The 22198-nt window shown below is 68.2% G+C and carries 27 protein-coding genes; 16 read left to right on the top strand and 11 right to left on the bottom strand.

Features of this window, described 5'->3' with window-relative positions; translation table 11 throughout:
• Positions 1-60: 60 nt before the first annotated feature.
• Positions 61-996 (top strand): carbohydrate kinase family protein, encoded by a 936-nt coding sequence (locus tag ABD678_RS00135; RefSeq protein WP_344752503.1) that lies wholly within the window; start codon positions 61-63, stop codon positions 994-996.
• Positions 997-1047: 51 nt separating this feature from the next.
• On the opposite strand, the gene ABD678_RS00130 is transcribed toward ABD678_RS00135, so the two are convergent.
• From ABD678_RS00130 to upp, 4 genes are all read right to left on the bottom strand, one after another.
• Entirely contained in the window at positions 1048-1497 is a 450-nt protein-coding gene (locus ABD678_RS00130) for a MarR family winged helix-turn-helix transcriptional regulator (RefSeq protein ID WP_344752501.1), read from the bottom strand.
• 339 nt (positions 1498-1836) lie between these two features.
• Positions 1837-2628 carry a putative protein N(5)-glutamine methyltransferase gene (locus ABD678_RS00125; protein WP_344752499.1) on the bottom strand — a complete coding sequence of 264 codons (792 nt, stop codon included), beginning with the start codon at positions 2626-2628 and terminating at the stop codon, positions 1837-1839.
• A gap of 193 nt (positions 2629-2821) precedes the next feature.
• Positions 2822-3547: a winged helix-turn-helix domain-containing protein gene (locus tag ABD678_RS00120; protein ID WP_344752497.1), complete on the bottom strand. Its 726-nt coding sequence runs from the start codon at positions 3545-3547 to the stop codon at positions 2822-2824.
• 400 nt (positions 3548-3947) lie between these two features.
• Entirely contained in the window at positions 3948-4583 is a 636-nt protein-coding gene (gene upp / locus ABD678_RS00115) for a uracil phosphoribosyltransferase (RefSeq protein WP_344752495.1), read from the bottom strand.
• A 55-nt stretch (positions 4584-4638) separates the two neighbouring features.
• Here upp and ABD678_RS00110 point away from each other — a divergent pair, with 55 nt between their 5' ends.
• Entirely contained in the window at positions 4639-5070 is a 432-nt protein-coding gene (locus ABD678_RS00110; RefSeq protein ID WP_344753509.1) for a nucleoside deaminase, read from the top strand.
• Here ABD678_RS00110 and ABD678_RS00105 read toward each other — a convergent pair.
• Together ABD678_RS00105 and ABD678_RS00100 are read right to left on the bottom strand one after the other, a co-directional pair.
• Positions 5067-5798: a glutamine amidotransferase-related protein gene (locus tag ABD678_RS00105; protein WP_344752493.1), complete on the bottom strand. Its 732-nt coding sequence runs from the start codon at positions 5796-5798 to the stop codon at positions 5067-5069. The two genes, ABD678_RS00110 and ABD678_RS00105, sit on opposite strands and share 4 nt — an antisense overlap.
• On the bottom strand, positions 5795-6757 hold the full coding sequence (locus ABD678_RS00100) for a cation diffusion facilitator family transporter (RefSeq protein WP_344752491.1): 963 nt from the start codon (positions 6755-6757) through the stop codon (positions 5795-5797). The genes ABD678_RS00105 and ABD678_RS00100 overlap by 4 nt, the downstream gene beginning before the upstream one ends.
• Positions 6758-6802: 45 nt before the next feature.
• On the opposite strand from ABD678_RS00100, the gene proC reads away from it, so the two are divergent.
• A complete protein-coding gene (gene proC / locus ABD678_RS00095) occupies positions 6803-7633 on the top strand; it encodes a pyrroline-5-carboxylate reductase (protein ID WP_344752489.1) in 831 nt (276 codons plus the stop codon).
• Here proC and ABD678_RS00090 read toward each other — a convergent pair.
• Both ABD678_RS00090 and ABD678_RS00085 read right to left on the bottom strand, forming a co-directional pair.
• A complete protein-coding gene (locus tag ABD678_RS00090; protein WP_344752487.1) occupies positions 7630-8301 on the bottom strand; it encodes a potassium channel family protein in 672 nt (223 codons plus the stop codon). The two genes, proC and ABD678_RS00090, sit on opposite strands and share 4 nt — an antisense overlap.
• Entirely contained in the window at positions 8294-9718 is a 1425-nt protein-coding gene (locus tag ABD678_RS00085) for a TrkH family potassium uptake protein (protein ID WP_344752485.1), read from the bottom strand. The genes ABD678_RS00090 and ABD678_RS00085 overlap by 8 nt, the downstream gene beginning before the upstream one ends.
• A gap of 89 nt (positions 9719-9807) precedes the next feature.
• On the opposite strand from ABD678_RS00085, the gene ABD678_RS00080 reads away from it, so the two are divergent.
• From ABD678_RS00080 to ABD678_RS00070, 3 genes are all read left to right on the top strand, one after another.
• Positions 9808-10368 (top strand): ArsR/SmtB family transcription factor, encoded by a 561-nt coding sequence (locus tag ABD678_RS00080; protein ID WP_344752483.1) that lies wholly within the window; start codon positions 9808-9810, stop codon positions 10366-10368.
• A gap of 122 nt (positions 10369-10490) precedes the next feature.
• Positions 10491-10697 (top strand): helix-turn-helix domain-containing protein, encoded by a 207-nt coding sequence (locus tag ABD678_RS00075; RefSeq protein ID WP_344752481.1) that lies wholly within the window; start codon positions 10491-10493, stop codon positions 10695-10697.
• A gap of 208 nt (positions 10698-10905) precedes the next feature.
• The gene (locus ABD678_RS00070) at positions 10906-11004 is read left to right on the top strand and encodes a 30S ribosomal protein bS22 (RefSeq protein ID WP_003792170.1); all 99 of its coding nucleotides are present in this window, start codon (positions 10906-10908) and stop codon (positions 11002-11004) included.
• Positions 11005-11032: 28 nt separating this feature from the next.
• On the opposite strand, the gene ABD678_RS00065 is transcribed toward ABD678_RS00070, so the two are convergent.
• Positions 11033-11794 (bottom strand): HAD family hydrolase, encoded by a 762-nt coding sequence (locus ABD678_RS00065; RefSeq protein WP_344752479.1) that lies wholly within the window; start codon positions 11792-11794, stop codon positions 11033-11035.
• 36 nt (positions 11795-11830) lie between these two features.
• Between ABD678_RS00065 and ABD678_RS00060 the strand changes: the two genes are divergently transcribed.
• A complete protein-coding gene (locus ABD678_RS00060) occupies positions 11831-12091 on the top strand; it encodes a glutaredoxin family protein (RefSeq protein WP_344752477.1) in 261 nt (86 codons plus the stop codon).
• A gap of 113 nt (positions 12092-12204) precedes the next feature.
• Positions 12205-12384 (top strand): YegP family protein, encoded by a 180-nt coding sequence (locus ABD678_RS00055; protein WP_104095978.1) that lies wholly within the window; start codon positions 12205-12207, stop codon positions 12382-12384.
• 68 nt (positions 12385-12452) lie between these two features.
• On the opposite strand, the gene ABD678_RS00050 is transcribed toward ABD678_RS00055, so the two are convergent.
• On the bottom strand, positions 12453-13091 hold the full coding sequence (locus tag ABD678_RS00050) for a hypothetical protein (RefSeq protein WP_344752472.1): 639 nt from the start codon (positions 13089-13091) through the stop codon (positions 12453-12455).
• A gap of 217 nt (positions 13092-13308) precedes the next feature.
• Between ABD678_RS00050 and ABD678_RS00045 the strand changes: the two genes are divergently transcribed.
• Both ABD678_RS00045 and ABD678_RS00040 read left to right on the top strand, forming a co-directional pair.
• Entirely contained in the window at positions 13309-14520 is a 1212-nt protein-coding gene (locus tag ABD678_RS00045; RefSeq protein ID WP_344752470.1) for a sensor histidine kinase, read from the top strand.
• Positions 14517-15194, top strand: coding sequence for a response regulator transcription factor (locus tag ABD678_RS00040; protein ID WP_344752467.1), 678 nt, complete (start codon positions 14517-14519; stop codon positions 15192-15194). Before ABD678_RS00045 ends, ABD678_RS00040 begins: the two co-directional genes overlap by 4 nt.
• Positions 15195-15312: 118 nt before the next feature.
• Here ABD678_RS00040 and aspS read toward each other — a convergent pair whose 3' ends face one another.
• Entirely contained in the window at positions 15313-16620 is a 1308-nt protein-coding gene (gene aspS, locus ABD678_RS00035) for an aspartate--tRNA(Asn) ligase (protein WP_344752465.1), read from the bottom strand.
• 40 nt (positions 16621-16660) lie between these two features.
• Here aspS and ABD678_RS00030 point away from each other — a divergent pair, with 40 nt between their 5' ends.
• From ABD678_RS00030 to ABD678_RS00005, 6 genes are all read left to right on the top strand, one after another.
• Positions 16661-17305, top strand: coding sequence for a histidine phosphatase family protein (locus ABD678_RS00030; RefSeq protein ID WP_344752463.1), 645 nt, complete (start codon positions 16661-16663; stop codon positions 17303-17305).
• Entirely contained in the window at positions 17305-17907 is a 603-nt protein-coding gene (locus tag ABD678_RS00025; protein WP_344752461.1) for a TlpA family protein disulfide reductase, read from the top strand. Before ABD678_RS00030 ends, ABD678_RS00025 begins: the two co-directional genes overlap by 1 nt.
• Positions 17907-18659: a cytochrome c biogenesis CcdA family protein gene (locus tag ABD678_RS00020; protein ID WP_344753507.1), complete on the top strand. Its 753-nt coding sequence runs from the start codon at positions 17907-17909 to the stop codon at positions 18657-18659. Before ABD678_RS00025 ends, ABD678_RS00020 begins: the two co-directional genes overlap by 1 nt.
• Complete coding sequence (gene resB / locus ABD678_RS00015; protein ID WP_344752459.1) at positions 18643-20280, top strand: cytochrome c biogenesis protein ResB; 1638 nt, start codon at positions 18643-18645, stop codon at positions 20278-20280. The genes ABD678_RS00020 and resB overlap by 17 nt, the downstream gene beginning before the upstream one ends.
• Before the next feature lie 10 nt (positions 20281-20290).
• On the top strand, positions 20291-21277 hold the full coding sequence (gene ccsB / locus ABD678_RS00010; RefSeq protein ID WP_344752457.1) for a c-type cytochrome biogenesis protein CcsB: 987 nt from the start codon (positions 20291-20293) through the stop codon (positions 21275-21277).
• Between the two features lie 94 nt (positions 21278-21371).
• Positions 21372-22097: a hypothetical protein gene (locus ABD678_RS00005; protein ID WP_344752455.1), complete on the top strand. Its 726-nt coding sequence runs from the start codon at positions 21372-21374 to the stop codon at positions 22095-22097.
• Positions 22098-22198 lie beyond the last annotated feature (101 nt).

Genomic DNA, 22198 nt, shown 5'->3' with positions numbered 1-22198 from the left:
CCTCAGGGAGCGGCACCGCGCTGACTCCTCAGAGACCGGTAGCCATAGAATTGTGTGACCATGCCGAACCCCGCCGCCGCTCCCGAACCTGCCAGCGGGGCTCGCCGCATCGTCGTCTTCGGCGACGTCATCGACGATGTCGTCGTCGTGCCGTCCGGCCCCATCCGCCACGACACCGACACCCCCAGCTCGATCCGCCAGCGGGCGGGCGGTTCAGCCGCGAACGCGGCATCCTGGCTCGGCGCTCAGGGCGCGGCCGTCGACTTCGTCGGCCGGGTCGGCGCGGGCGATGTCGCACGCCACAGCGATATCCTCGCGGGGTTCGGCGTGACGCCGCACCTCATCGGCGACACCGAGCATCCGACCGGGGCGATCATCGTCATCGTCGAGGGCAACAGCCGCAGCATGCTCACCGAACGAGGCGCCAACGACCTCCTGAGCGCGGACGACGTGTCCGACGAGCTGCTCGATCACGCCTCCGTCGTGCACTTCACCGGCTACACGATCTATCACGGGGACGGCGCGGGTGACGATCACGCGGCCGTGCGCCGCCTGTTCGATCGGGCCGCCGCGCGCGGAGTCCCGGTGTCGGTCGACCCGGCATCCGCCGGCAGCCTCGAGGACTTCGGCGCCGAGGCGTTCCTGGCCGTCATCGCCGGCGCCGGACTGCTGTTCCCGAACCTCGACGAAGGCCGCGCCCTCACCGGGCTCGACGACCCGATGGAGATCGCTGCCGCGCTCGGCCAACGGTTTCCGCTCGTGGCGCTCACCCTCGGGGCGGACGGCGTCATCGTCGTCGAGACCGGCCACGATCCGGTGCGCATCCCGGTCGTCGAGTCGAGGATCGTCGACCCGACGGGTGCGGGGGACTCCTTCGTCGCCGGGTTCCTCGCCTCGTGGACTGAGAATGGCGACGCCGTGACAGCGGCGAAGGCAGGAGCTGCGGTCGCGGCCGGCGCGGTCACGCAGGTCGGCGGGCGGCCTTCGCAGGCCTGACCACGCGGTGCCGAGTGCACCGGCTGATCCCGCGCCGACTGAGCGGGGCGATCACGGTCGGGCGGATGCCGCCCCGAGCCGCAACCGGTCGCACAGTTCCGTGAGCTGCCGCAGTTCGTCATCGGTCAGCGCATCGCCGACACGATCGACGATCGACTCCATGTGGCGCACGGCCGCGCGGCGGAACGCGGCGAAGCCGGCATCCGTGAGGATCACGATGATGCCGCGCCCGTCATCCGGGTCGGCGATCTTCGCGACGAAACCGCGGCCCACCAGTCGGTCGATGAGCCGGCTGACGCTGGGCTGCGAGATGAGCAGGTTCTCGCCGAGGTCCCGGATGCGCAGGCGCCGTTCCGGCGCGCGCGAGAGGGTGAAGAGCACGTCGTAGTCGTTGAGTGAGACCTCGCCGGCGGGGAACTCCGCTGACAGCCGGCGCATGACGGAGACCTGGGCGCGGAACAGCGCCTCCCAGGCGGCCACCGCGGTTGCTGCGTCGGTCACGGTCCTCCCCTTGTCCTCGGCTCAACTCTACAAAGCCGAGGTGGATGCGATGACCACCGTGCCGTCGCGCCGGCAGGGCGTGGTGGCGGGGGACGGACTGAGGGCCCGTCGCAGAGGCTAGCGACGGGCCCTCTTCCCTTGCACCAAGAGTGTCCTGCAATCACATTCCGCAGTAGCTGCCACAGCAAACAACTTCTGCTCTTGAACTATATAACAGTTCGATAACGGGCGTCTAGTTATACTTCTGTTATTTTCTTGCGAGTTTGCCGAGGATGCGCACGCGATCGGTTCAGGATGCTGATCCGTTGCGCGGGAGGGTGACGCGCTCGACCCTCGACCTCAGGCCCGGCGCTCGCCGATGACGACAACCGAGTTGAAGTGCTCCGAACGTGCGACGACCGGCGCGAGGCCCGCCCGGGCGAAGACCATGGATGCGGCATCCGCCTGGTCCTCGCCCACCTCGATGAAGAGCATCCCGCCGGTCGCCAGCCAGACGGGGGCCTCGCCCGCGACGCGGCGGAGAACGTCCAGACCGTCGGCGCCGCCATCCAGGGTCAGTCTCGGCTCGTGGTCGCGGGCCTCCGGCGGGAGAAGCGCGATCGCCTCGGTGGGGACGTAGGGCACGTTGGCGGTGAGGATGTCGACGTGGCCGCGCAGGACATCCGGGAGCGGGTCGAAGAGGTCGCCCTCGAACACGCGGCCACCGGAGAGCTCGAAATTGCGGCGGGCATTGCGGACCGCCGCAGGCTCGACATCGGATGCGTAGAGCTCCGCACCCTCGATGGCGGAACTGATCGCGATGCCGATCGCGCCGCATCCGCAGCACAGGTCGAGGACGACGGCCCCCGAGTTCGCGCGGGCGATCGCCTCCCGCACCAGGAACTCGGTGCGGCGCCGCGGGACGAAGACCCCCGGGTCGATGGCGATCCGCATGCCGAAGAACTCGACCCAGCCGAGGAGGTATTCGAGCGGCCGGCCTTCGGCGCGCTGCGCCACCAGGTCGTCGAGTTCTGCGGGCGACGCGGCGGTCTCGACGAGCAGCCTGGCTTCGTCTTCTGCGAAGACGCAGCCGGCTGCGCGCAGGCGGGCGACCACGGCATCCGTCTCGTCGGCGGAGAGGGCAACGGGCATCGCACCCCTTTCGTCACCCCACAGTATCGACCAATGCGACCGGCGCCGGGCAATGCATCGCGCGGTGCGCCGCAGGGGTGGATCGGCGGATGTCGGCGACCGCGCTCGGCGACATCCGTGTTCTCCGCGGCAATGACGCCGGCCGGGATACCCGTCGCACCAGGCGCCGCAGGGGCGGCGGCGCCGACACAGCTCAGAAGTCGGGGCTGGGCGTCGTCGCGTGCCGCACCGAGACATCCGCGTGGCGGTCGAAACGGTAGCCGACGCCGCGCACGGTGCGCACGATGTCCTCGTAGCCGCCGAGCTTGGAGCGCAGACGCCGGACGTGCACGTCGATCGTGCGCTCGTTCGGAACGTCCTCGTCGCCGTCGCCCCACAGCGAGGTGATGAGCTCCGACCTGGCGACGGTGCGACCGACGCGCAGCACGAGGTACTGCAGCAGCTCGAACTCCTTGTAGGTGAGCGGCGCGGTCTGCTCGTCGAGCTGCACGCGTTTGCGCGACAGGTCGACGATGACGCCTTCGCGGCGACCACCCTCCTCGACGGGATCCTCCTGCCGGTGGCGGGCGAGGGCGGCGGGGTCCTGCAGTGCGAGCCGCACGACGTCGACGTCGCGGCCACCGGAACCGCGGGGGGCGAGGGCGACGGCGGCGTAGGTCTCGGATGCCGGCGCGAGCTCGGCGGTCAGCCGGCGCAGGGCGGTGACGAGCGAGCCGAGATCGGTTCCGGATGCCGCGGCCTTCGCCTCGTCGATGCCGACGTAGAGGACGAAGCCGCGGGCTTCCGGCCCGTTGGGTATTGCGCGGATCCGCGCCGCGCCCGGCGGCGAGGCCGACTCCGGAACCGGCTCCGGCACGGCGTGCAGGGCTGCGGGCGAGTAGTTGTGGGTATGGTCGAGTTCGATGGTTGCGAGTGACATGATGTCGAATCCCTGTGGGATCGGGTGAAGGCCCTCTGATGAGAAGGTTCCGCCTTCGGTAACTTCAGTGCGTGAAGGATGCGCGATCGCGATGAGGATCGGCATCCGGGAACCGCGTGCTCAGCCTGAGCGCGGTTCGGCGAGAGGTTGGCCGACTAGGCACACATTCGACAACAGGAGACGGCACGCGACGGCATCATCGTGCCGACGACCCCGTGGGCCTCTACGGAGGTCAGGGTGTGCGCGTTCAGAGTCATGACGCAACTATCCTGCACCGACGCAACTTTTGTCAAACCGGTTGCTGTGTTATCCGCGAATGATGGTGGTTCGGACGAGCGATGGCGCCGAGGCGGTATCTTTCGTCCGAACCACGATCACTCGGCGATGAGAACTCGCGCACTCAGTCGACCGTGCCGTACAGGCGGTCGCCGGCATCCCCGAGTCCCGGCACGATGTAGCCGACCTCGTTGAGTTTCTCGTCGAGGGCGCCGAGCACGATCGTGACCTCGCGGCCCTCGGTCGCCTTCTCGATCGCGGCGAGGCCCTCCGGTGCGCCGAGCAGGCACACCGCGGTCACGTCGACGGCGCCGCGGTCGAACAGGTAGTTGATCGCCGCGAGCAGCGACCCGCCCGTCGCGAGCATCGGGTCGAGCACGAAGCACTGGCGGTTGGAGAGGTCGTCGGGCAGCCGTTCGGCGTAGATGGCCGGCTGCAGCGTCTCCTCGTTCCGGACCATGCCGAGGAACCCGACCTCCGCGGTGGGGACGAGCTTGACCATGCCCTCCAGCATCCCCAGCCCGGCGCGCAGAATGGGCACGACGAGCGGTCGGGGCTTGCTGATCGCCAGTCCGGATGCCTCGGCGACGGGCGTGCGCACCGTCACCTTGTCGACGCGTACGTTTCGCGTCGCCTCGTAGGCGAGCAGTGTGACGAGTTCCTCGGTGAGTGCGCGGAACACCGGCGACGGAGTCCTCTCGTCCCTCAGAACCGTGATCTTGTGGGTGATGAGCGGGTGGTCGGCAACGTGGACTCGCATAGGCTCAATCTACTTGACAGCGGAGGTGACGGCGGTGGCGGATTTCGACGGGTGGATGTCCGAAGCGCTCGCCGAGGCGCGCGCCTGCCCGGCGACCGGGGACGTGCCCGTCGGCGCCATCCTCATCGGAGCGGATGGCGCCGTGATCGGGCGCGGTCGCAACGAGCGCGAGCTCACCGGGGACCCGACGGCGCACGCGGAGGTGCTCGCGATCCGGGCCGCTGCCGAGGCGCTCGGCACCTGGCAGCTCACCGGGACGACACTCGTGGTCACCCTCGAGCCGTGCGCGATGTGTGCGGGGGCGATTCTCGCGGCGCGCGTCCCGACCGTCGTCTTCGGCGCGTGGGACGAGAAGGCGGGGGCGGCCGGCAGCGTGCACGACCTGTTGCGCGACCGCCGGCTGCCGCACCGCGTCGAGGTGCACGCCGGCATCCGGGAGGCCGAGAGCGCCGAGCTGCTCAGGGAGTTCTTCGCCGCCCGGCGCTAGAGACCGAGCCCGTCGAGCCACTCGCTGAACATCGCACGGGAGGCGAGCTGCATGGGCGGCTGGTGCCCGCGGCCCAGCGCACGCCACTCGTCCGCGTCGACGCCCTCCTCGGCAAAGAGTTCCGTCGAGTTGAGCGTCCACACCTCATGCATGTCGTCGGTCACCTCCGGGTGGAACTGCACCGCGAGCCCGAAGTCGCCGATCGCGAACGCCTCGTTGTCGTAGGCGTCACCGCTCGCGAGCAGTGTCGCGCGCTCGGGCAGCGTGTAGTGATCTCCGTGCCACTCGAGCATCCCGACGCCCGCGACGTGGCGGATCGGCGAGGCGAGCCCGGCTTCGGTGAGCTCGACCTCGCGATAGCCGAGATCCGGTTTCTCGCCCTTGTAGTTGTGTCCGCCGAGCGCACCGGCCATGAGCTGGGCTCCCAGGCAGATCCCGAAGATCGGCTTCTCGGCGTCGATGCGCCCGCGGATGTACACGAGTTCGTCGGCCAGGTGCGGATGCAGGTCGGTCTCGTAGGCTCCCTGCTCGCCGCCGAGCACGATGAGCAGGTCGCCGTCCTCCGGGTCGAGCGCCGTGACGTCTTCGACCGCCGCGTCGACGATCCGGATGTCGTAGCCGCGTTCGCGCAGGACCGGTTCGAGGTTGCCGAGCGTGATGTGGTCGTTGTGCCGGAGCACGATCGCTCGCCGTGGCGCCGGGCCGGCGCCGACCTCCGCCGCGGTCAATCCGACGCCTTGATGACGATCGAGTCGGTGGGCGGGTTGCCCTTGCGCGGCGCGTGATAGATGTCCGGTTCGATGAAGATGACCCGCGCGATGGGGACGGCAGCGCGCACCCGCTCCTCGAGCGAGTCGATGGCGGCCGCGACATCCTGGAGCTTCCTCTTCGGGGCGAAGGCGACCTTCGCCGCGACCAGCAACTCCTCGGGGCCGAGGTAGAGGGTCTTCATGTAGATGAGGGCCTCGACCGATGCCTCCTCGTTGATGGCGTCGCGGATGGCGGCCACATCGGCCGGCCTGGCGCCCTCGCCGACGAGCAGGCTCTTCGTCTCGATTCCGAGGACGACCGCGACGAGAACGAGGAGAACGCCGATCGCGAGGGTTCCGACGGCGTCCCACACGCTGTTGCCGGTGATGACGGTGAGCCCGACGCCGAGGAAGGCGAAGACCAGACCGGTGAGTGCGGCGACATCCTCGAGGAGCACGACCGGGAGTTCCGGGGCCTTCGCGTGGCGCACGAACTGCACCCAGGTCTCGTTGCCGCGGACGTGGTTGGACTCCCGCACCGCGGTGCGCAGCGAGAACGACTCGAGCACGATCGCGACGAGCAGCACAGCGATCGGCAGCCAGGCGTACTTGAGCTCATGCGGGTGATTGAGCTTGTTGACGCCCTCATAGATCGAGAACACGCCGCCGATCGAGAACAGGATGATGGAGACCACGAAAGCGTAGACGTAGCGCTCGCGGCCGTAACCGAACGGGTGATCTTCGTCGGCTTTGCGCTTCGCCTGCTGCGAGCCGAGCAGCAGCAGACCCTGGTTGCCGGTGTCTGCGACCGAGTGCACGGCCTCGGCCAGCATCGAGGCCGAGCCGGAGATCGCCCAGGCGATGAACTTGGTGATGGTGATGCCGAGGTTCGCGAGCAGCGCCGCGATGATCGCCTTCTTGCCACCGGTCGTACTCATCGTTCTTCTCGTTTCGTGTCCACGCGTCAATCCTAGGATGGTCGCATGGTGACTCTCCCAGCAGTGGCGATCCTCGGGGCTGGTTCGATGGGCGGCGCGATCCTGAGCGGGCTGCTCGGGCCGGGTGTCACGGTCGAGGGCGGCATCCGGGTGACGAATCGCACCGAGCAGAAGGCGGCGGCGTTGCGCTCGGATGGCGTAGCCAGTTTCTCGACGGAGTCCGACCCGCGGGCGAACCTCGCGGCCGTGAGCGGGGCGAAGATCGTGCTCGCGGCGGTCAAGCCGGCGATGGTCCCCGATCTGCTGCGCGAGGTCGGAGACGCCCTCGATCCGGATGCGATCGTCGTGAGTGTGGCCGCCGGTGTGACGACCCGGACCATGGAGGCGCTCCTTCCGGAGCCCGTCGGGGTCCTGCGCGCCATGCCCAACACCCCGGCGATCGTGGGCCGTGCCGTGACCGGGCTGAGCGCCGGCAGCCGGTCGACGGCGGAGCACCTCGCGCTCGCGACGGCGCTGTTCGAGACCGTCGGAACGGTCGTCGTGGTTCCGGAGGAACGCATCGACGCGCTCAGCACCATCTCGGGCTCCGGCCCGGCCTACGTGTTCTACCTCATCGAGCAGTTCACCGCGACGGCGATGGGACTCGGGTTCAGCCCTGAGGAGGCGGCGACGCTCGTGAACACGACGTTCCTCGGGGCGAGCGAACTGCTTGCGGCATCCGGGAAGACGCCTGAGGAACTGCGCATCCAGGTGACGAGCCCGAAGGGAACGACGGAGCGGGCGATCGCCGAACTCGAGAAGGCCGATCTCAAGGGGCTCTTCGACAAGGCGACCGCGGCCGCGCTGGAGCGCGCGCAAGAACTCGCGGCAGGTTAGCTCTGCAGCGCGGAGAACTTCTCGATCGCGCCCGATTTGCCGCTCACGATGATGAGGTCGTGGTTGGAGATCACCGTCTCGGCCGTTGCGTAGGTGAATTCCGCCCCCGGCGACTTCACCCCGACGACCGTGACACCGAACTTCTTCCGGATGTCCGTCTCCGACAGCGGTACCCCCCGAATCGACTTCGGCGGGTACATCTTCACCATCGCGAAGTCATCGTCGAACTCGATGAAGTCGAGCATCCGGCCGGAGACGAGGTGGGCGACTCGCTCGCCGGCCTCCGCCTCGGGGTAGATGACGTGGTTGGCGCCGATGCGCGCCAGGATCTTGCCGTGCGACTGGCTGATCGCCTTGGCCCAGATCTGCGGGATCTTGAGGTCGACGAGGTTCGCGGTGATGAGCACACTCGCCTCGATCGAGGAGCCGACCGCGACGACGGCGACGGAGAAGTCCTGCGCACCGATCTGCTTGAGCGCTTCGATGCTGCGCGCATCCGCCTGCACGGCGTGCGTGACGCGGTCAGCCCACTTCTGCACGAGTGCGAGGCTGTCGTCGACCGCGAGCACCTCCCGGCCGAGACGGTCGAGCTGGCCGGCGGCGCCGGCACCGAATCGCCCGAGTCCGATCACCAGGACGGGCGCGTTGTGGGCAATCTTCTCAACCAACGATGGGCCTCTCTTCTGCTCGCGTGAACAACTGTCGGCGTTGGCTGGCAGCGAGCGCTGCGGCAAGGGTCACTGTACCAACGCGACCCGCCCACATGGTGGCGGCGAGGATGTATTTGCCGGCATCCGGGAGATTCTCGGTCACCCCGGTCGACAGGCCGCAGGTTCCGAACGCGGAGATCACGTCGAAGAGCACCTTGTCGAGTGGTGCGGTCGTCGTCTGCAGGATGGCGATGGTGGCGACGGCGACGATCGTGGCGCCCCACAGGACGACGCTCACCGCGAGACGGAGGACATCCGGCGGTATGCGCCGTTGGAACACCTGGATGTCGCTGTCGCCCCGAGCCTCGGCGAAGGCGGCGAGGAAGAGCACGGCGAGGGTCGTGACCTTGATGCCGCCCGCGGTGGAGGCGGAGCCGCCACCGACGAACATGAGCATGTCCATGACGAGCAGGCTCGAGTCGTGCATCTGGCCGATGTCGACCGTGGAGAAACCACCCGACCTCGTCATGACCGACAGGAAGGTGGCCGTCATCGGGCGGACGACGGGGTCCTGCGCGCCGATCGTGGCCGAGTTGTTCCATTCGAGCGCGTAGATCGCGATCGCGCCGGCGACGACGAGGATGCCGGTCGTCACGAGGGTGAGCTTGACATGAAGCGACCAGCGGCGCGGGGTCCTCCAGTACCGTGCCAGGGCGAAGATGACGGGGAAGCCGAGACTTCCGAGGATGACGGCGAGCGAGATGGCGGAGAGCATCCACGGGTCGGCCGCGAACGGTTCGAGGCCCTCAGGGGTGGGCACGAAACCCGTGTTGGTGAACGCCGAGGTCGCGAAGTAGAACCCCTGCCAGATCGAAGACCACAGGTCCTTGCCGGCCAGGAGGAGACGTGGCGCGATGAGCAGCGTGATGAAGGCCTCGATCGCGAGGACGCTGATCGCGACCGTCGCCAGGAGTCCGCCGATCTCGCCGAGCCGGATGGCCTGGCTCTCAGAGACGGGGCCGGAGTGCAGGCGTAGCGCGTTCGTGTCGCTGGCGGCGAGCAGCTTGGCCTTGAGGCCGAGCCGGCGCGAGACGATGAGCCCGAGCATGCTCGCGAGGGTGAGGACGCCGATGCCGCCGACTTCGAGGCCCACGAGGATCGCGACATTGCCGAAGGTCGACCAGTGGCTGGCCATGTCGACGGTGGCGAGTCCGGTGACGCAGATCGCGGACATGGCCGTGAAGAACGCGTCCGCGAGTGGAGTTCCCGAACGGTCGATCGTCGCGATCGGCAGCGACAGCACCGCGGTGAGCAGGAGCACCAGACCGGTGAAGACGAGGATCGCGAAGCGGGCGGGCGAGGAGGCCGCGAAGAAGTCGACGAAGTCGCGTATCCGCTCGAACACGGAACCGCGGGCGACGGCCCTGGCACGCATCCTGTCCCCTTTTTGCCGACTGGACCAGCCGCACGTGGGTGCAGCAGCTTGTCATGGTACTCCCCAGCTACGGCCGGTACCCTGTTTGGATGGCAGACATCTTCGACGTCATCGCGGACTCGACTCGCCGGGAGCTTCTGCGGGTGCTGCTCGAGCGTTCCATCGCCTCCGACCATGAGGTGGGCGAGTTGAGCGTGAGCGAACTCGTCGAGGCGCTCGGCCTCAGCCAGCCGACGGTTTCCAAACACCTCAAGGTGCTGCGCGACGCCGGTCTCGTCGTGGTGCGCGATGAAGGCCAGCACCGGTTCTACCGGCTGGAGGCGGAGCCCCTCGAGGATGTCGAGGACTGGCTCATCCCCTTCCTGAGCGCCGACTTCGACGGTGGCGAGTCCGATGACGCAGCATCCACCGTCTTCGCGGCATGGTCGGGTTCCGGCCTTCCCGCTCCGCTGCGCAGGGTGGCCGATACGATCGAGCATTCGGCGGATGCCGGCACCGCGGTGGGACGCACCGTCGCCGAGGCCTCGCACCAGGTGCGCACGGTCATCGAGGGGGCGACTCACGCGATCGAGGAGGCTTCCGCGAAGGTGGAGAAGAAGGTCATCGACCCGATTCGCGAGAAACTGGGTCGGCGCCACGACGATTCCTGAGCCGGAATCGGGAGTGACCCCCGATAGGGTCATGGACAAGAAGTCACTTTGGCCCCTAAAGTATCGAATTAGCACTCTGGTAACACCCGATTCGAGTGCCTTGACTCAAGGGGTTCTGTCCGATGGCAAGCGATCTCTCCGACGTGAGGTTTCTCACGGTCGCGGAAGTGGCCGAGATGATGCGCGTCTCGAAGATGACCGTGTATCGGCTCGTCCATGCCGGCGAGCTGCCGGCCATCCGGTTCGGACGCTCGTTCCGCGTTCCGGAGTCGGCCGTGCAGGCGGCGATCGACACGCACGTCTCCGACAGCGACATCGCCGCCGGCTGAGCCGCACGTCTCCGGCTGAACCGCACGTCTCCGTTGAGCCGCACGTCTCCAGTTGAGCCGTATTTCTCCGGTTGAGCTTGTCGAAACCGCCCGGTCGTCGCACCGGATTACGATCCGCTAGACTTGCCCGAGGCATTTTCCGCGGTTCGGAACGAACCCGGTCGTCACGGTTCACGAATCGGTGGAGCCGCAATTCTATGAGGTGTGTATGGGTTCAGTAATCAAGAAGCGTCGCAAGCGCATGGCGAAGAAGAAGCACCGCAAGCTGCTTCGCAAAACGCGTCACCAGCGCCGCAACAAGAAGTAGCGACGAGTTCGCTGCGAAGGACGCCAGGCTAGTCGGCCTGGCGTTTTTTGTCGCCGCCCGCTTCCTTCCCCGATCTCCGTGCCGCCCGGATACTGGATGCTCGGAGCCGTAGCTGCAGCCAGCCGTGCGTCTTCGCGTGGCGCGCGAGAGCGGCATCCGGGTTCACGACGACCGGATGCCCGACGAGACCGAGCAGCGGGATGTCGTTGCGGGAGTCCGAGTACGCCCAGCACTCGGTGAGGTCGGCGCCCAGACGAGTGGCGAGTGCGTGGGCGGCATCCGCTTTTCGCCTGCCGTGGAGGACCTCGCCGACGAGACGACCGGTGAGGATGCCGTCGACGGCTTCGATCTCGGTGCCCAGCGCCCCACTGAGACCCAGTCTTCCGGCGATGACCTTCGCGATCGCCGTCGGGGTCGCTGTGATGAGCCAGACCTGGTGACTGCGGGCGAGGTGGTCGTTCGCCAGGGCCACCGACTCCGGCCAGAGTTTCGGGCTGATGTAGCGGTCGTAGACCTCGTTGGCGAGTTCGACGAGGTCGGCCTCCGAGTAGCCGCCGGCCAGTTCGAGTGCGCGCTCGCGCACCCGCTCGAGGTGCAGGTTGTTCTCGCCGACCGCGATGAACCGAAGCTGTTGCCAGCCGAAGACGAGCAGGTCGCGGACCGTGAGCATGCCGCGCCGGAACGCCCCGCGTCCGAGGTGGTAGATGCTCGCGCCGCGCAGGAGCGTGTTGTCCACGTCGAAGAACGCGATGATGCATCCGCCGGTCGGCGCGGTCGGGGTCGAGGCCATTCCGACCATGCTAGCCGCGCGAACTAAGCTCGCAGTGTGGCCAACACCCAGCTCACCATCATCGGAAAACCGGACTGCCATCTGTGCGACGTCGCGGCCGGCGTGATCGACGGCGTCATCGCCGAGCTCGGCTCCTCGGCGGAGGTCGAGGTCGAGAAGCTGTCCATTCTCGACGACCCCGAGCTGCATGAACGCTACTGGGAGCAGATCCCGGTCATCCTCGTCGACGGTGTCGAGCACGCGCACTGGCATGTCGACCCGGCGGCCCTGCGCGCCGCGATCCTCGGCGCATCCTGACGGCACCCTGATCGGCGGATGCAGTACCTTCGTCACGTTGACCGTTGCGTCGCCGACGGCAGTGCTTAGGATGAGTCCAACCGTCATCAGGGGCGGACTTAAGGAGCACGACCATGAAGATCCAGATCGTCAAGGGCAAGTCCACCAGCCAGCCGTACTTCTGGCGCATCGTCGCGAGCAACGGCCAGACGCTCGCGGTGAGCGAGAACTACGTGGCCAAGGCATCCGCCAAGAGCGCGGCGGAGTCCGTGATCAAGAACGCGGGCGGCGCCAAGATCGAGGATCTCACCTAGAACGGGTTGCTCACGCCGCTGCTCCCCAGGGGAGCAGTGGCGTGTCCGGTGGAGCGCAGCGGTGTGTCTCACACGATGGAGGCGGCTTGCTCCGGCTTCCGATCCCTCACCGCCCGTTCGGTCATGAAGGCGACGCTCAGTGCGAGCGCGGCGATCACGTAGATCAAATACGTGAAGAAGAACGGCGCCAGGATGCCGCAAACACCGCCGACCACCGCTACCACGCGCACCCAGACCGGCATCCGGGTTTTCACGGCGAGCACGATCGCGATCACACCGACGGACAGGGCCGGTCCGCACACCGCGAGCAGGTTTCCGATCTCGGTCAGGAGGTAGACCGCACTGTGCGGGGCCTGCTGCTGCACCGCGCTGCCACCCTCCACCATCCCGACCGCCACGCCACCGGCCAGGAAGGACCCGGCCACGCTGAGGGCGGCGGCGACGGTGGCGAGAGCGGACAGCGGCTGGCCGATGCCGGGGATTCGGCGCAGGCCCGCACCGAACACGACGAGCGCGAGGGCACCCAGTGCGGCGACGTACCAGACGATGAAGGCGACCGTGGCGTGCGACGGAGCGATGTAGTCGACGATCTTCGCGTCGGAGTAGTCGCCGCCGGGCGCCCCGGAGAGCATGAAGGCGATGAAGGTCGCCAGGACGTACACGAGCAGGCCGAGGCCGGCGGAGCGTGGAACGATGGATGTGGACATTGCTTCCTCCCCGAGGGTGAGCCGCCCGGATCTCGGGCCGCACTCCGAACGGTAGGAGCCCGTGCCCCCGGTGCGCGTCGTGAGGGCTGACGATCTTCGCGTCATCCGGTAGGTCCGCACACCGGTCGTCTCGTCGGGCGACGTCATTCGCGATGACAATGCGGGGGTCCTGCGCTAGGAGGATGCGCGCACGTGGGACACGTCGTACGGTGAGAGCGTGAGGCCTCGGAGCTGGGCGTTTGATATCGCGATCGCCGTCGCGGTTGCCGTCTCGGGCATCCTCGAGGCGTTCTGGGGCGTGAACGCCACCCAGCTGCAGGGCCCGCCGGCCGCCGAGGCCGCGGTCTACGTGATCACGGGGCTGCTCCTGGTGATCCGCCGCGTCACACCGCTATGGTGCCTGGCCGGGATCACCGCTGTCAGCGTCATCGAGTTCGCGATCTTCGGCGCGCCGGAGGGGCTCGGGGTCGCCCTGCCGGGCATGATCGCCGGCTACTCGGTCGGCCGGTACGTCGACCGGCGGAGGTCGTGGTGGGGGCTCGTGCTGCTCGCCGCGCTGTGGGTCGCGTGGGACCTCTTCGACCCGATCGTCACGACGCCGCTCATGCGCCTCGAGCAGCTCGGCTGGTTCTCGCCGTGGGTGGTTGCCTGGCTCGTCGGGGCGCTCGTGCGCAGCCAGGTTCTGCATGTCGCGCAGCGGCGTGCCGTACGCACGGAGCTGGAGGCGCGCGCTGCGGTCGAGGAGCGCAACCGCATCGCCCGGGAACTGCACGATGTGATCGGGCACAGCGTGAGTGTGATGACGGTGCAGGCATCCGCGGTGCGTCGACGGCTCACTTCGGACCAGGTCGCCGAGCGCCAGGCGCTCGAGACCGTGGAGGCTGTCGGACGGGAGGCGCTCGTCGAGATGCGGAGGGTCGTGGGGATGCTGCGCCAGGATGACGATGACTTCGACCGGCATCCCGCCCCTGGCCTCGACCAGCTCGAAGCGCTCGTGGCGAAGTTCCGGGATGCCGGCCTTCCCGTCACCCCTCACGTGGTGGGCGACGGAGCGGAATCGACGCCAGGGATCGACCTGACCGCGTACCGCATCGTCCAGGAGGGCCTCACGAACGCGCTCCGGCATGCGGTGTCGCCGCACGAGGTCGAGGTGACGGTGACCCACGGTGCGGACGACATCGTCATCACGATCCGGGACGACGGATCCGCCGTCGCCCCGCACACCGAGCCTGGCCACGGCCTCCTCGGCATGCGGGAGCGCGTCTCGCTGTACGGTGGCACGCTCATCGCCCGCCCGCGCGAGCGGGGCGGGTTCGAACTCATCGCACGCCTGCCGCGCACACAGGATGCCGCGGGCGGGGATGCCACCACCCAGGCGACCAGCGCACGGGCGACCATCGCACAGGCCACAGGCGGAGGTGCAGCGTGAGCATCGGCATCCTCATCGCCGACGACCAGGCCCTCGTGCGGCGCGGGTTCCGGATGATCCTGGAGATCGAACCCGACCTGGAAGTGCTCGGTGACGCGATCGACGGGGACGACGCGATCGCCCAGGCCCGGATCCTGCAACCCGACATCGTGCTCATGGATGTTCGGATGCCCGGCACCGACGGCATCGAGGCCACCCGGCGCATCGTCGCCGATCCGGCGATCAGTGCCGGCACCCGCGTCGTCATGCTCACCACCTTCGACATGGACCAGTATGTGTACGACGCGCTGCAGGCGGGCGCCAGCGGCTTCCTGCTGAAGGACGTGCAGCCGGAACTGCTGGTCTCAGGCATCCGCTCGGTGCACGCCGGCGAATCGCTGCTCGCCCCGAGCGTCACACGGCGGATGATCACGGCGTTCCTGCAGCGGGCGCCGGTGACGCCGGTCTCGACGGAAAGATTCACGCGGCTCACGCCCCGCGAGCAGGATATCCTGTGGCTGCTCGCCCGCGGCCTCACCAACGCGGAGATCGCCGAGACGCTCTTCGTGTCCGAGACGACAGTGAAGACGCACGTCGGCCGCGTGCTCGCGAAGCTCGAGCTGCGCGATCGCGTGCAGGCCGTGATCTACGCATACGAGCACGGCGTCGCGGAGCCCGCCCCCGCCCAGGACTAGGGTGTCGACACGAGTCCTGATGCGACCAGGCGAGTGAGGTGCCACGGCGAACCACCCGGTGATCGCCTCCCCAAGCGACGCAGAGGCGCCCGCTCGTCGGCCGCTCGACCTGGGGTCGCTACGGCAGCAGCCGCGTGGGCCCGCGGAAGAGGTAGGTGGCCTCGCGCAGGTTCGGCAGTCCGAGCAGGAGCATGAGCACGCGCGAAAGCCCCATGCCGAATCCGCCGTGCGGCGGCACCCCGTAGCGGAAGAAGTCGAGGTAGAAGGCGAGCTCTTCGGGGTCGAGGCCCTTGTCGCGCGCCTGTGCCTCGAGAACGTCGATGCGGTGCTCGCGCTGCGCGCCGGTGGAGATCTCGACGCCGTTGAAGATGAGGTCATAGCTTCTCGTGAGCGTCGCATCCGCCTCGTGGCGCATGTGATAGAACGGCCGGATGCTCGAGGCGTAGTCGGTGAGGAACACGAACTCGTGTCCGAACTGCTCCTTGACGTAGGCCGCGATCTGGCGCTCGCCCTCGGGGTCCATGTCGTCGTCGTGGCGCGGAACCTCATAGCCGCGCTCGGCGACGATGCGCTTCGCCTCGGCGAGCGGGATGCGCGGGAACGGCGTGGTCGGCACCGTCACCACGACCCCGAACGCCTCCTCGATCTCGGCGCCGTGCTTCTCCTTGACCGCCGTGAGGCCGGCGACCATGAGCTCCTCGTGGAGCCCCATGACGTCCTCGTGGCTGTCGATCCAGCTGAGCTCGGAGTCGACGCTCATGAACTCGGTGGCGTGCCGGCTCGTGAAGCTCGGGTCGGCGCGGAACGCGGGTCCGATCTCGAACACGCGGCCGAAGCCGGCCGGCTGCGCCATCTGCTTGAAGAATTGCGGGCTCTGCGCCAGGTAGGCCTTGGTGTCGAAGTACTTGACCTCGAACAGCTCCGCCTTCGACTCGCTCGCGCTCGCCATGAGCTTCGGGGTGTGGATCTCGACGAAGTCGTGCTCGACCCAGTAGGTGCGCCAGGCGTGCTCGAGGGTCGTCTGGATGCGGAAGATCAGGTTGTTGCGCGGCACGCGCAGGTCGAGGAAGCGCCAGTCCATGCGCTTGTCGATGCCGGTGTCCTCGGCGATGGGCGACTCGAGCGCCTCGGAGACGACCTCGATCGACTCGATGAGCACCTCGATACCACCGAGCTTGACCCGCTCGTCGTGCTTGAGGATGCCGGAGACGGTGAGGAAGCTGCCGTGGCCGAGAGCGGAGATCGTGTCGGCGATGGGATCGGTCTCCTCCGCACGCGGATGGACGAGCTGCACGGCCCCTGACTCGTCGCGCAGCACGACGAACTGCACCTTCTTCTGGTCGCGCACCGTATCCACCCAGCCGGACACCGTGACGGGCCCGTCGTTCGAGGCGGCGAGGTTCTTGATGAGGGTGCGTTGGGTCACTCCCGAAGTTTACCGGGCAGGACTTACCTAGGATGGATGGGTGCCCGCATCACTCGTCCACCTGGTCCGCCATGGGGAGGTTCACAACCCCCACGGCGTGCTCTACGGACGGTTGCCGGGGTACCACCTCTCCGAGCTGGGCACGCGGATGGCGGCGGCGGCAGCAGCATCCGTCAAGGCCGACGGGCGTCCGGTCACGCGGCTCGTCGCTTCCCCGCTGCAGCGCGCGCAGGAATCGGCCCGGCCTTTCGCCGAACTGTTCGAAATACCTGTCGAGACCGATGAGCGACTCATCGAGCCGACCAACCGTTTCGAGGGCCGCACCTTCGAGTTCGGCCCGCAGGTCATCCTGCGCCCGCAGTCTTGGCCGTGGGTCGTCAACCCGTTCCGCCCGAGCTGGGGGGAGGCGTACCGTTCGATCGCCGACCGGATGCTGGCCGCGCTCGACGACGCCTGGAGCGGCACCGAGAGCGGTGACGTCGTCCTCGTGAGCCACCAGCTCCCCATCTGGACCCTGACGAGCGAGCTCGCCGGTCGTCGCCTGTGGCACGATCCGCGTCAGCGCCGCTGCAGCCTCTCCAGCATCACGACCTTCGAGCGGCGTGGGGACACCTTCGCCGAGGTCGGCTACCGCGATCCGGCCGCAGACCTGCTCGCCCAGGCCGTCGACACCGGGGCCGTCTGATGCGCGGGCGCAGGATTCTGGGACTGGCCGCGCTCGCGACCGCTGCGACGCTCGCGCTGGCAGGCTGCACCACCGACCAGCTCGCGCTCGACTACGGTTCAGGCGGCAACAAGAACTACGTCGCCGGCGACGGCAGTGTGCTCGAGATCGAGCAGGACCAGCGCACGCAGAAGGTCGAGTTCGAGGGGGTCACGGATGCCGGGCTCGATGTCTCCAGCGAGGACTACCTCGGCGAGGTGCTCGTCGTGAACTTCTGGGCGAGCTACTGCGCCCCGTGCCGCGTCGAGGCTCCCGAGCTCGAGAAGCTCTCCCAGAAATGGTCGGAGAAGGGGGCGGTGTTCCTCGGCGTCAACACCTACGACGAGCCGGGGACCTCCCTCGCCTTCGCGAGGACCTACGGCGTCACCTACCCTTCGGTGATCGATGCGAAGACCGCTGCGGTTCAGCTCGCCTTCGCCGGCACGGTGGCGCCGAGCGCACTGCCGACCACCATCGTGCTCGATCGCGAGGGCAGGGTCGCAGCACGCATCCTCGGTCAGCTCCCGGCCGCGTCGATCCTCGATGCGATCATCAAGACGCTCGTCGCCGAGGGCGAGAAGTGATCAACCCGATCGGCGAGCTCGTTCTGAGCGGCAACCTCCTCCTCGCCGTGCCGATCGCCCTGCTCGCCGGACTTATCTCCTTCGTCTCGCCGTGCATCCTGCCGCTCGTTCCCGGCTACCTCGGCTTTGTCGGCGGCTTCACCGGCAGCGGGGAGGGGGCGACCGATCGTTCCAATCGCAACCGTCTGCTGCTCGGCGTGCTGCTCTTCGTGGTCGGGTTCAGCCTCGTCTTCGTCACCTTCGGCCTCGTCTTCGGTGTGGCCGGGCTGCTGCTGAAGCAATGGCTCGACCTGATCACCCGCATCGCCGGCGTGATCATCATCGTCATGGGCCTCGTCTTCATCGGGCAGTTCACCTTCCTGCAGCGCACCATCAAACCGCGCTGGCGCATCGCCACCGGGCTCGCCGGCGCCCCATTCCTCGGGGTCGTCTTCGGCCTCGGCTGGGCGCCCTGCATCGGCCCGACCCTCGCCGCGGTGCTCGCCCTCAGCCTCGACGGCGGCTCGCCGGCGCGCGGCGCTCTGCTCGGCGCGGTCTACTGCCTCGGCCTCGGCATCCCCTTCCTGCTCGTGGCGCTCGGATTCGGCTGGGTGAGCGGGTCGGTCGCCTGGCTGAAGCGCAACATCCGGGTCGTCAACATCGTCGGGGGCGTCATGCTCGTCGCCATCGGACTACTCATGGTCACCGGCCTCTGGCAGGCCATCGTCTCGTCCCTCGGGGCGGTGATCGGAGCCTTTGTCACGCCCCTATGACCACATCGAGGGCTCCGGGCCGTCCACGCCCGATCCCGGCATCACCCAGCCGAAGCTCGGCATCGTCGGCTACCTGAGGTTCTTCTGGCGCCAGCTCACGAGCATGCGCACCGCGATCGTGCTCCTGCTGCTGCTCGCCATCGCCGCAGTGCCCGGGTCGATGTGGCCGCAGCGCAGCTCGGACCCGAACGGCGTCATCCAGTTCTTCGCGAACAATGCAGAACTCGCGCCAGTGCTCGACAAGCTGCAGCTCTTCGACGTCTACACCTCGGCCTGGTTCTCGGCGATCTACCTGCTGCTGTTCGTCTCGCTCATCGGATGCGTACTGCCCCGAACCCTCCACCACCTGCGCGCCCTGCGCGCCGCTCCCCCGAAGACGCCGGTCCGACTCGAGCGGCTCTCCGCCTACGCGACGGCCGACGACGACGAGACGGATGCGGCATCCGCGATCGAATCGGCCCGTGCCCTCCTGCGCGGCAGCGGCTACCGCGTGACGCTGTACGAGGGAGCGAAGCACCTTTCGGTGTCGGCGGAGCGCGGCTACCTGCGCGAGACGGGCAACCTGGTGTTCCACACGGCGCTCATCGGCGTGCTCGTCGCGGTGGGCCTCGGCGGCGGTTTCGGCTACACCGGGCAGAAGGTGCTCGTCGAGGGGCAGTCCTTCGCGAACGTGCGCGGCGCCTACGACTCCTTCACGCCGGGGCGTTTCTTCACCGACGCGGCGCTCACCCCGTACCGCATCACGCTCGACGACTTCGAGGCCACCTACGAGGAGCAGAGCATCGTCGCCTACGGGCAGCCGATCGACTATTCGGCGCACCTCACCACCTGGCTCCCCGGCGAGGAGGGCACGAAGGGAACGGTCAAGGTCAACGAGCCGCTCGAACTCGGCGGCACCCACCTGTACCTTCTCGGCAACGGCTACGCGCCGACCATCACGGTGCGCGACGGCAACGGCAACATCGCGTTCACGGCCTCCGTCCCCTTCCTCCCGCAGGACTCGAACCTCACCTCCACCGGCGTCGTCAGGGTTCCGGATGCCCTCCCCGAGCAGCTGGCCATGATCGGCTTCTTCTACCCGACGGCCCGCGAACTGCCGAACGGCGCACTCACCTCGATCCACCCGGACCTGCGCGACCCCATGCTGACCCTGCGCGTCTATAAAGGCGACCTGGGTCTCGACAGCGGCGTGCCGCAGAACGTCTACGCGCTGGACCCGAGTGGGCTCACGGCGATCGCCGGCGACGGGGCCGATGCCCCAGCGCTCGAACTGCAGCCGGGGGAGACCGCGGAACTGCCCGACGGCCTCGGCTCGGTGACCTTCGATTCGGCGTCGCCGGATGCGGCAGCCGACGACTGGTCGCACAGCGTCCCGCGGTTCGCCTCGCTCGACATCCACCACGATCCTGCGCAGGGCTGGGTGCTGCTGTTCGCCGTGCTCGCCGTCGCCGGGCTCCTCACCTCGCTCTTCATCCCGCGCCGCCGGGTGTGGGTCAAGGCCACCGAGCGCAAGGGCGGCATCCGGCTCGAATACGCCGGCCTCGCGCGCGGCGAGGACCCAGGCCTCGAAGCCGCGGTCGCCGACATCGCGGCACGCCATACTTCCCGAATGAAGGCTTAGGCTGGAGCCCGTGACCGAAACCTTCGCGTCGTACTCCCTCGTCGCCATCTACTCGGCGATGGCCGTGTACCTCATCGCCTTCGTGTTCTTCACGCTCGACCTCGCCAAGCGCTCGGCGGAGTCCACCACCAAGGCCACGGCAGCAGTCGCGCGCGAGGGCGGCGCCGTCGCGGCATCCGGTGGCGGCATCGTCGCGACCCTGCAGCGTCCGACGACAACGGCTGCGGATGCCGAACCGGCCGGGGGCCCCAGCCGCCGCATGGAGCGGGCCGCCTTCTCGCTCACCGCCATCGCCTGGGTGCTGCACGTCGCCGGTGCGGTGCTCCGGGGGTTCGCCGACGGGCACGTGCCCTGGTCGAACATGTTCGAGTTCTCACTCGTCTCCTCCGGCATCGTCGTCGGGGTGTTCCTGTTCATCCAGTTCTGGCAGGACCTGCGCTTCCTCGGCACCTACATCACCGGGTTCTCGCTCGTCGTGCTCGGCGTCGGCACGGTCAACTTCTACGTCGCCGTGACGCCGCTGCCGCCGGCGCTGCAGTCGTACTGGCTCATCATCCACGTGTTCGTCGCGACGCTCGGCACCGCGTTCTTCGGGGTCGGTGCAGGGCTCTCGATCGTGCAACTGCTGCAGACTCGCCGTGAGGCCGACCGGCTCAGCCGCCTGCGCTTCCTCGGTACGATGCCGGACTCCGAGAGGCTCGAGAACCTCGCCTACCGGGTCATCGTCGTCGGTTTCGTGTTCTGGACCTTCACCCTCATCGCCGGCTCGATCTGGGCGGAGCGCGCCTGGGGCCGCTACTGGGGCTGGGACACCAAAGAAGTCTGGACCTTCATCATCTGGGTGCTGTTCGCCGGGTACATCCACGCGCGGGCGACCCGCGGCTGGCGCGGCACCCGTTCGGCCTGGCTCGCCCTCGTGGGCATGGGCGCCGTCGCGTTCAACTACACGATCGTGAACCTGTTCTTCAAGGGGCTGCACGTTTATTCAGGGCTCTGAACCTCGGAGGCCGGCGCCTCGGCGACCATCCGCGGCGAAGCGCTTCTTCGCCTGGCGGTGGTGGCGCGGCTGGAGGGGCTGGCTTGTCTTCGCGGTGATCACCGCGATCGGCTGCACCTTCGGCGGCATCGCCCTCGCGCGCGCGTTCGCTCCCGCGCCCGACCCGTGGAGTCAGTTCCCCGGAGTGCCGCAGGTGTCGACGGACCAGATTTTGCAGAACCAGACCATTGAGGAGCTCGAGCCGCGCGTCGACGCCGCGATGGCAGACATCCGGGAGGCGATCACGGCCGAGTTCGGCTTCGAGTGGGTCGCGAAGGGCGAGGCGGTGACCGAGCGCGTATCCAACCGGTACCACGGAACCTCGCTGCTCAACACTTGGGACAGCGTGACCTGGCAGACCACGGCGACCCTGCGCGACCGGGCCGACAAGGACCGCGCGGTCGCCATTGTCACGAAGATCATGAAGCATCACGGTTTCGGCGAACCTGCCCTGGCCAACGTTCAGGGGCCGGCCGGCATCCAGGACTTCGGCGGGTTCACCCTCGAGACCCAAGGCCGCTGGGTGCTCGCCGGTCAGCCGCCCGAGGTGAGCCGCGGCAGCCTGCAGTTCACCATCCTCGACCTCACCCAGGACCAGACCGGCATCCTCACGGCGGCGTCGGATGCCGCGGTCGCCTCACTCGGCTGGGAGCCCGAATACCTGTCGGTCGCCTATCACGGCGACTTCATGCTGAGCGAGGCCGACCGGGCCGAGTTCGAGCGGCGGGCTGAGCGTTACAAAGGGCATATCGCACCGGTGCCTGGGCGCAACAACGACTGAGCGGCCGGCGGTGGGGCGGATCGCGCCCGGGCTAGGTGTACTGACCCGGATCGTTGTTGACGTAGGAGAGACCTCCGTAGTCGAGTTGGAGCTGTCTAGTT

This window comes from Leifsonella bigeumensis (assembly GCF_039537265.1).
Taxonomy (GTDB): Bacteria; Actinomycetota; Actinomycetes; order Actinomycetales; family Microbacteriaceae; genus Terrimesophilobacter; species Terrimesophilobacter bigeumensis.
This window is presented reverse-complemented; position numbering and strand designations above follow the sequence as displayed.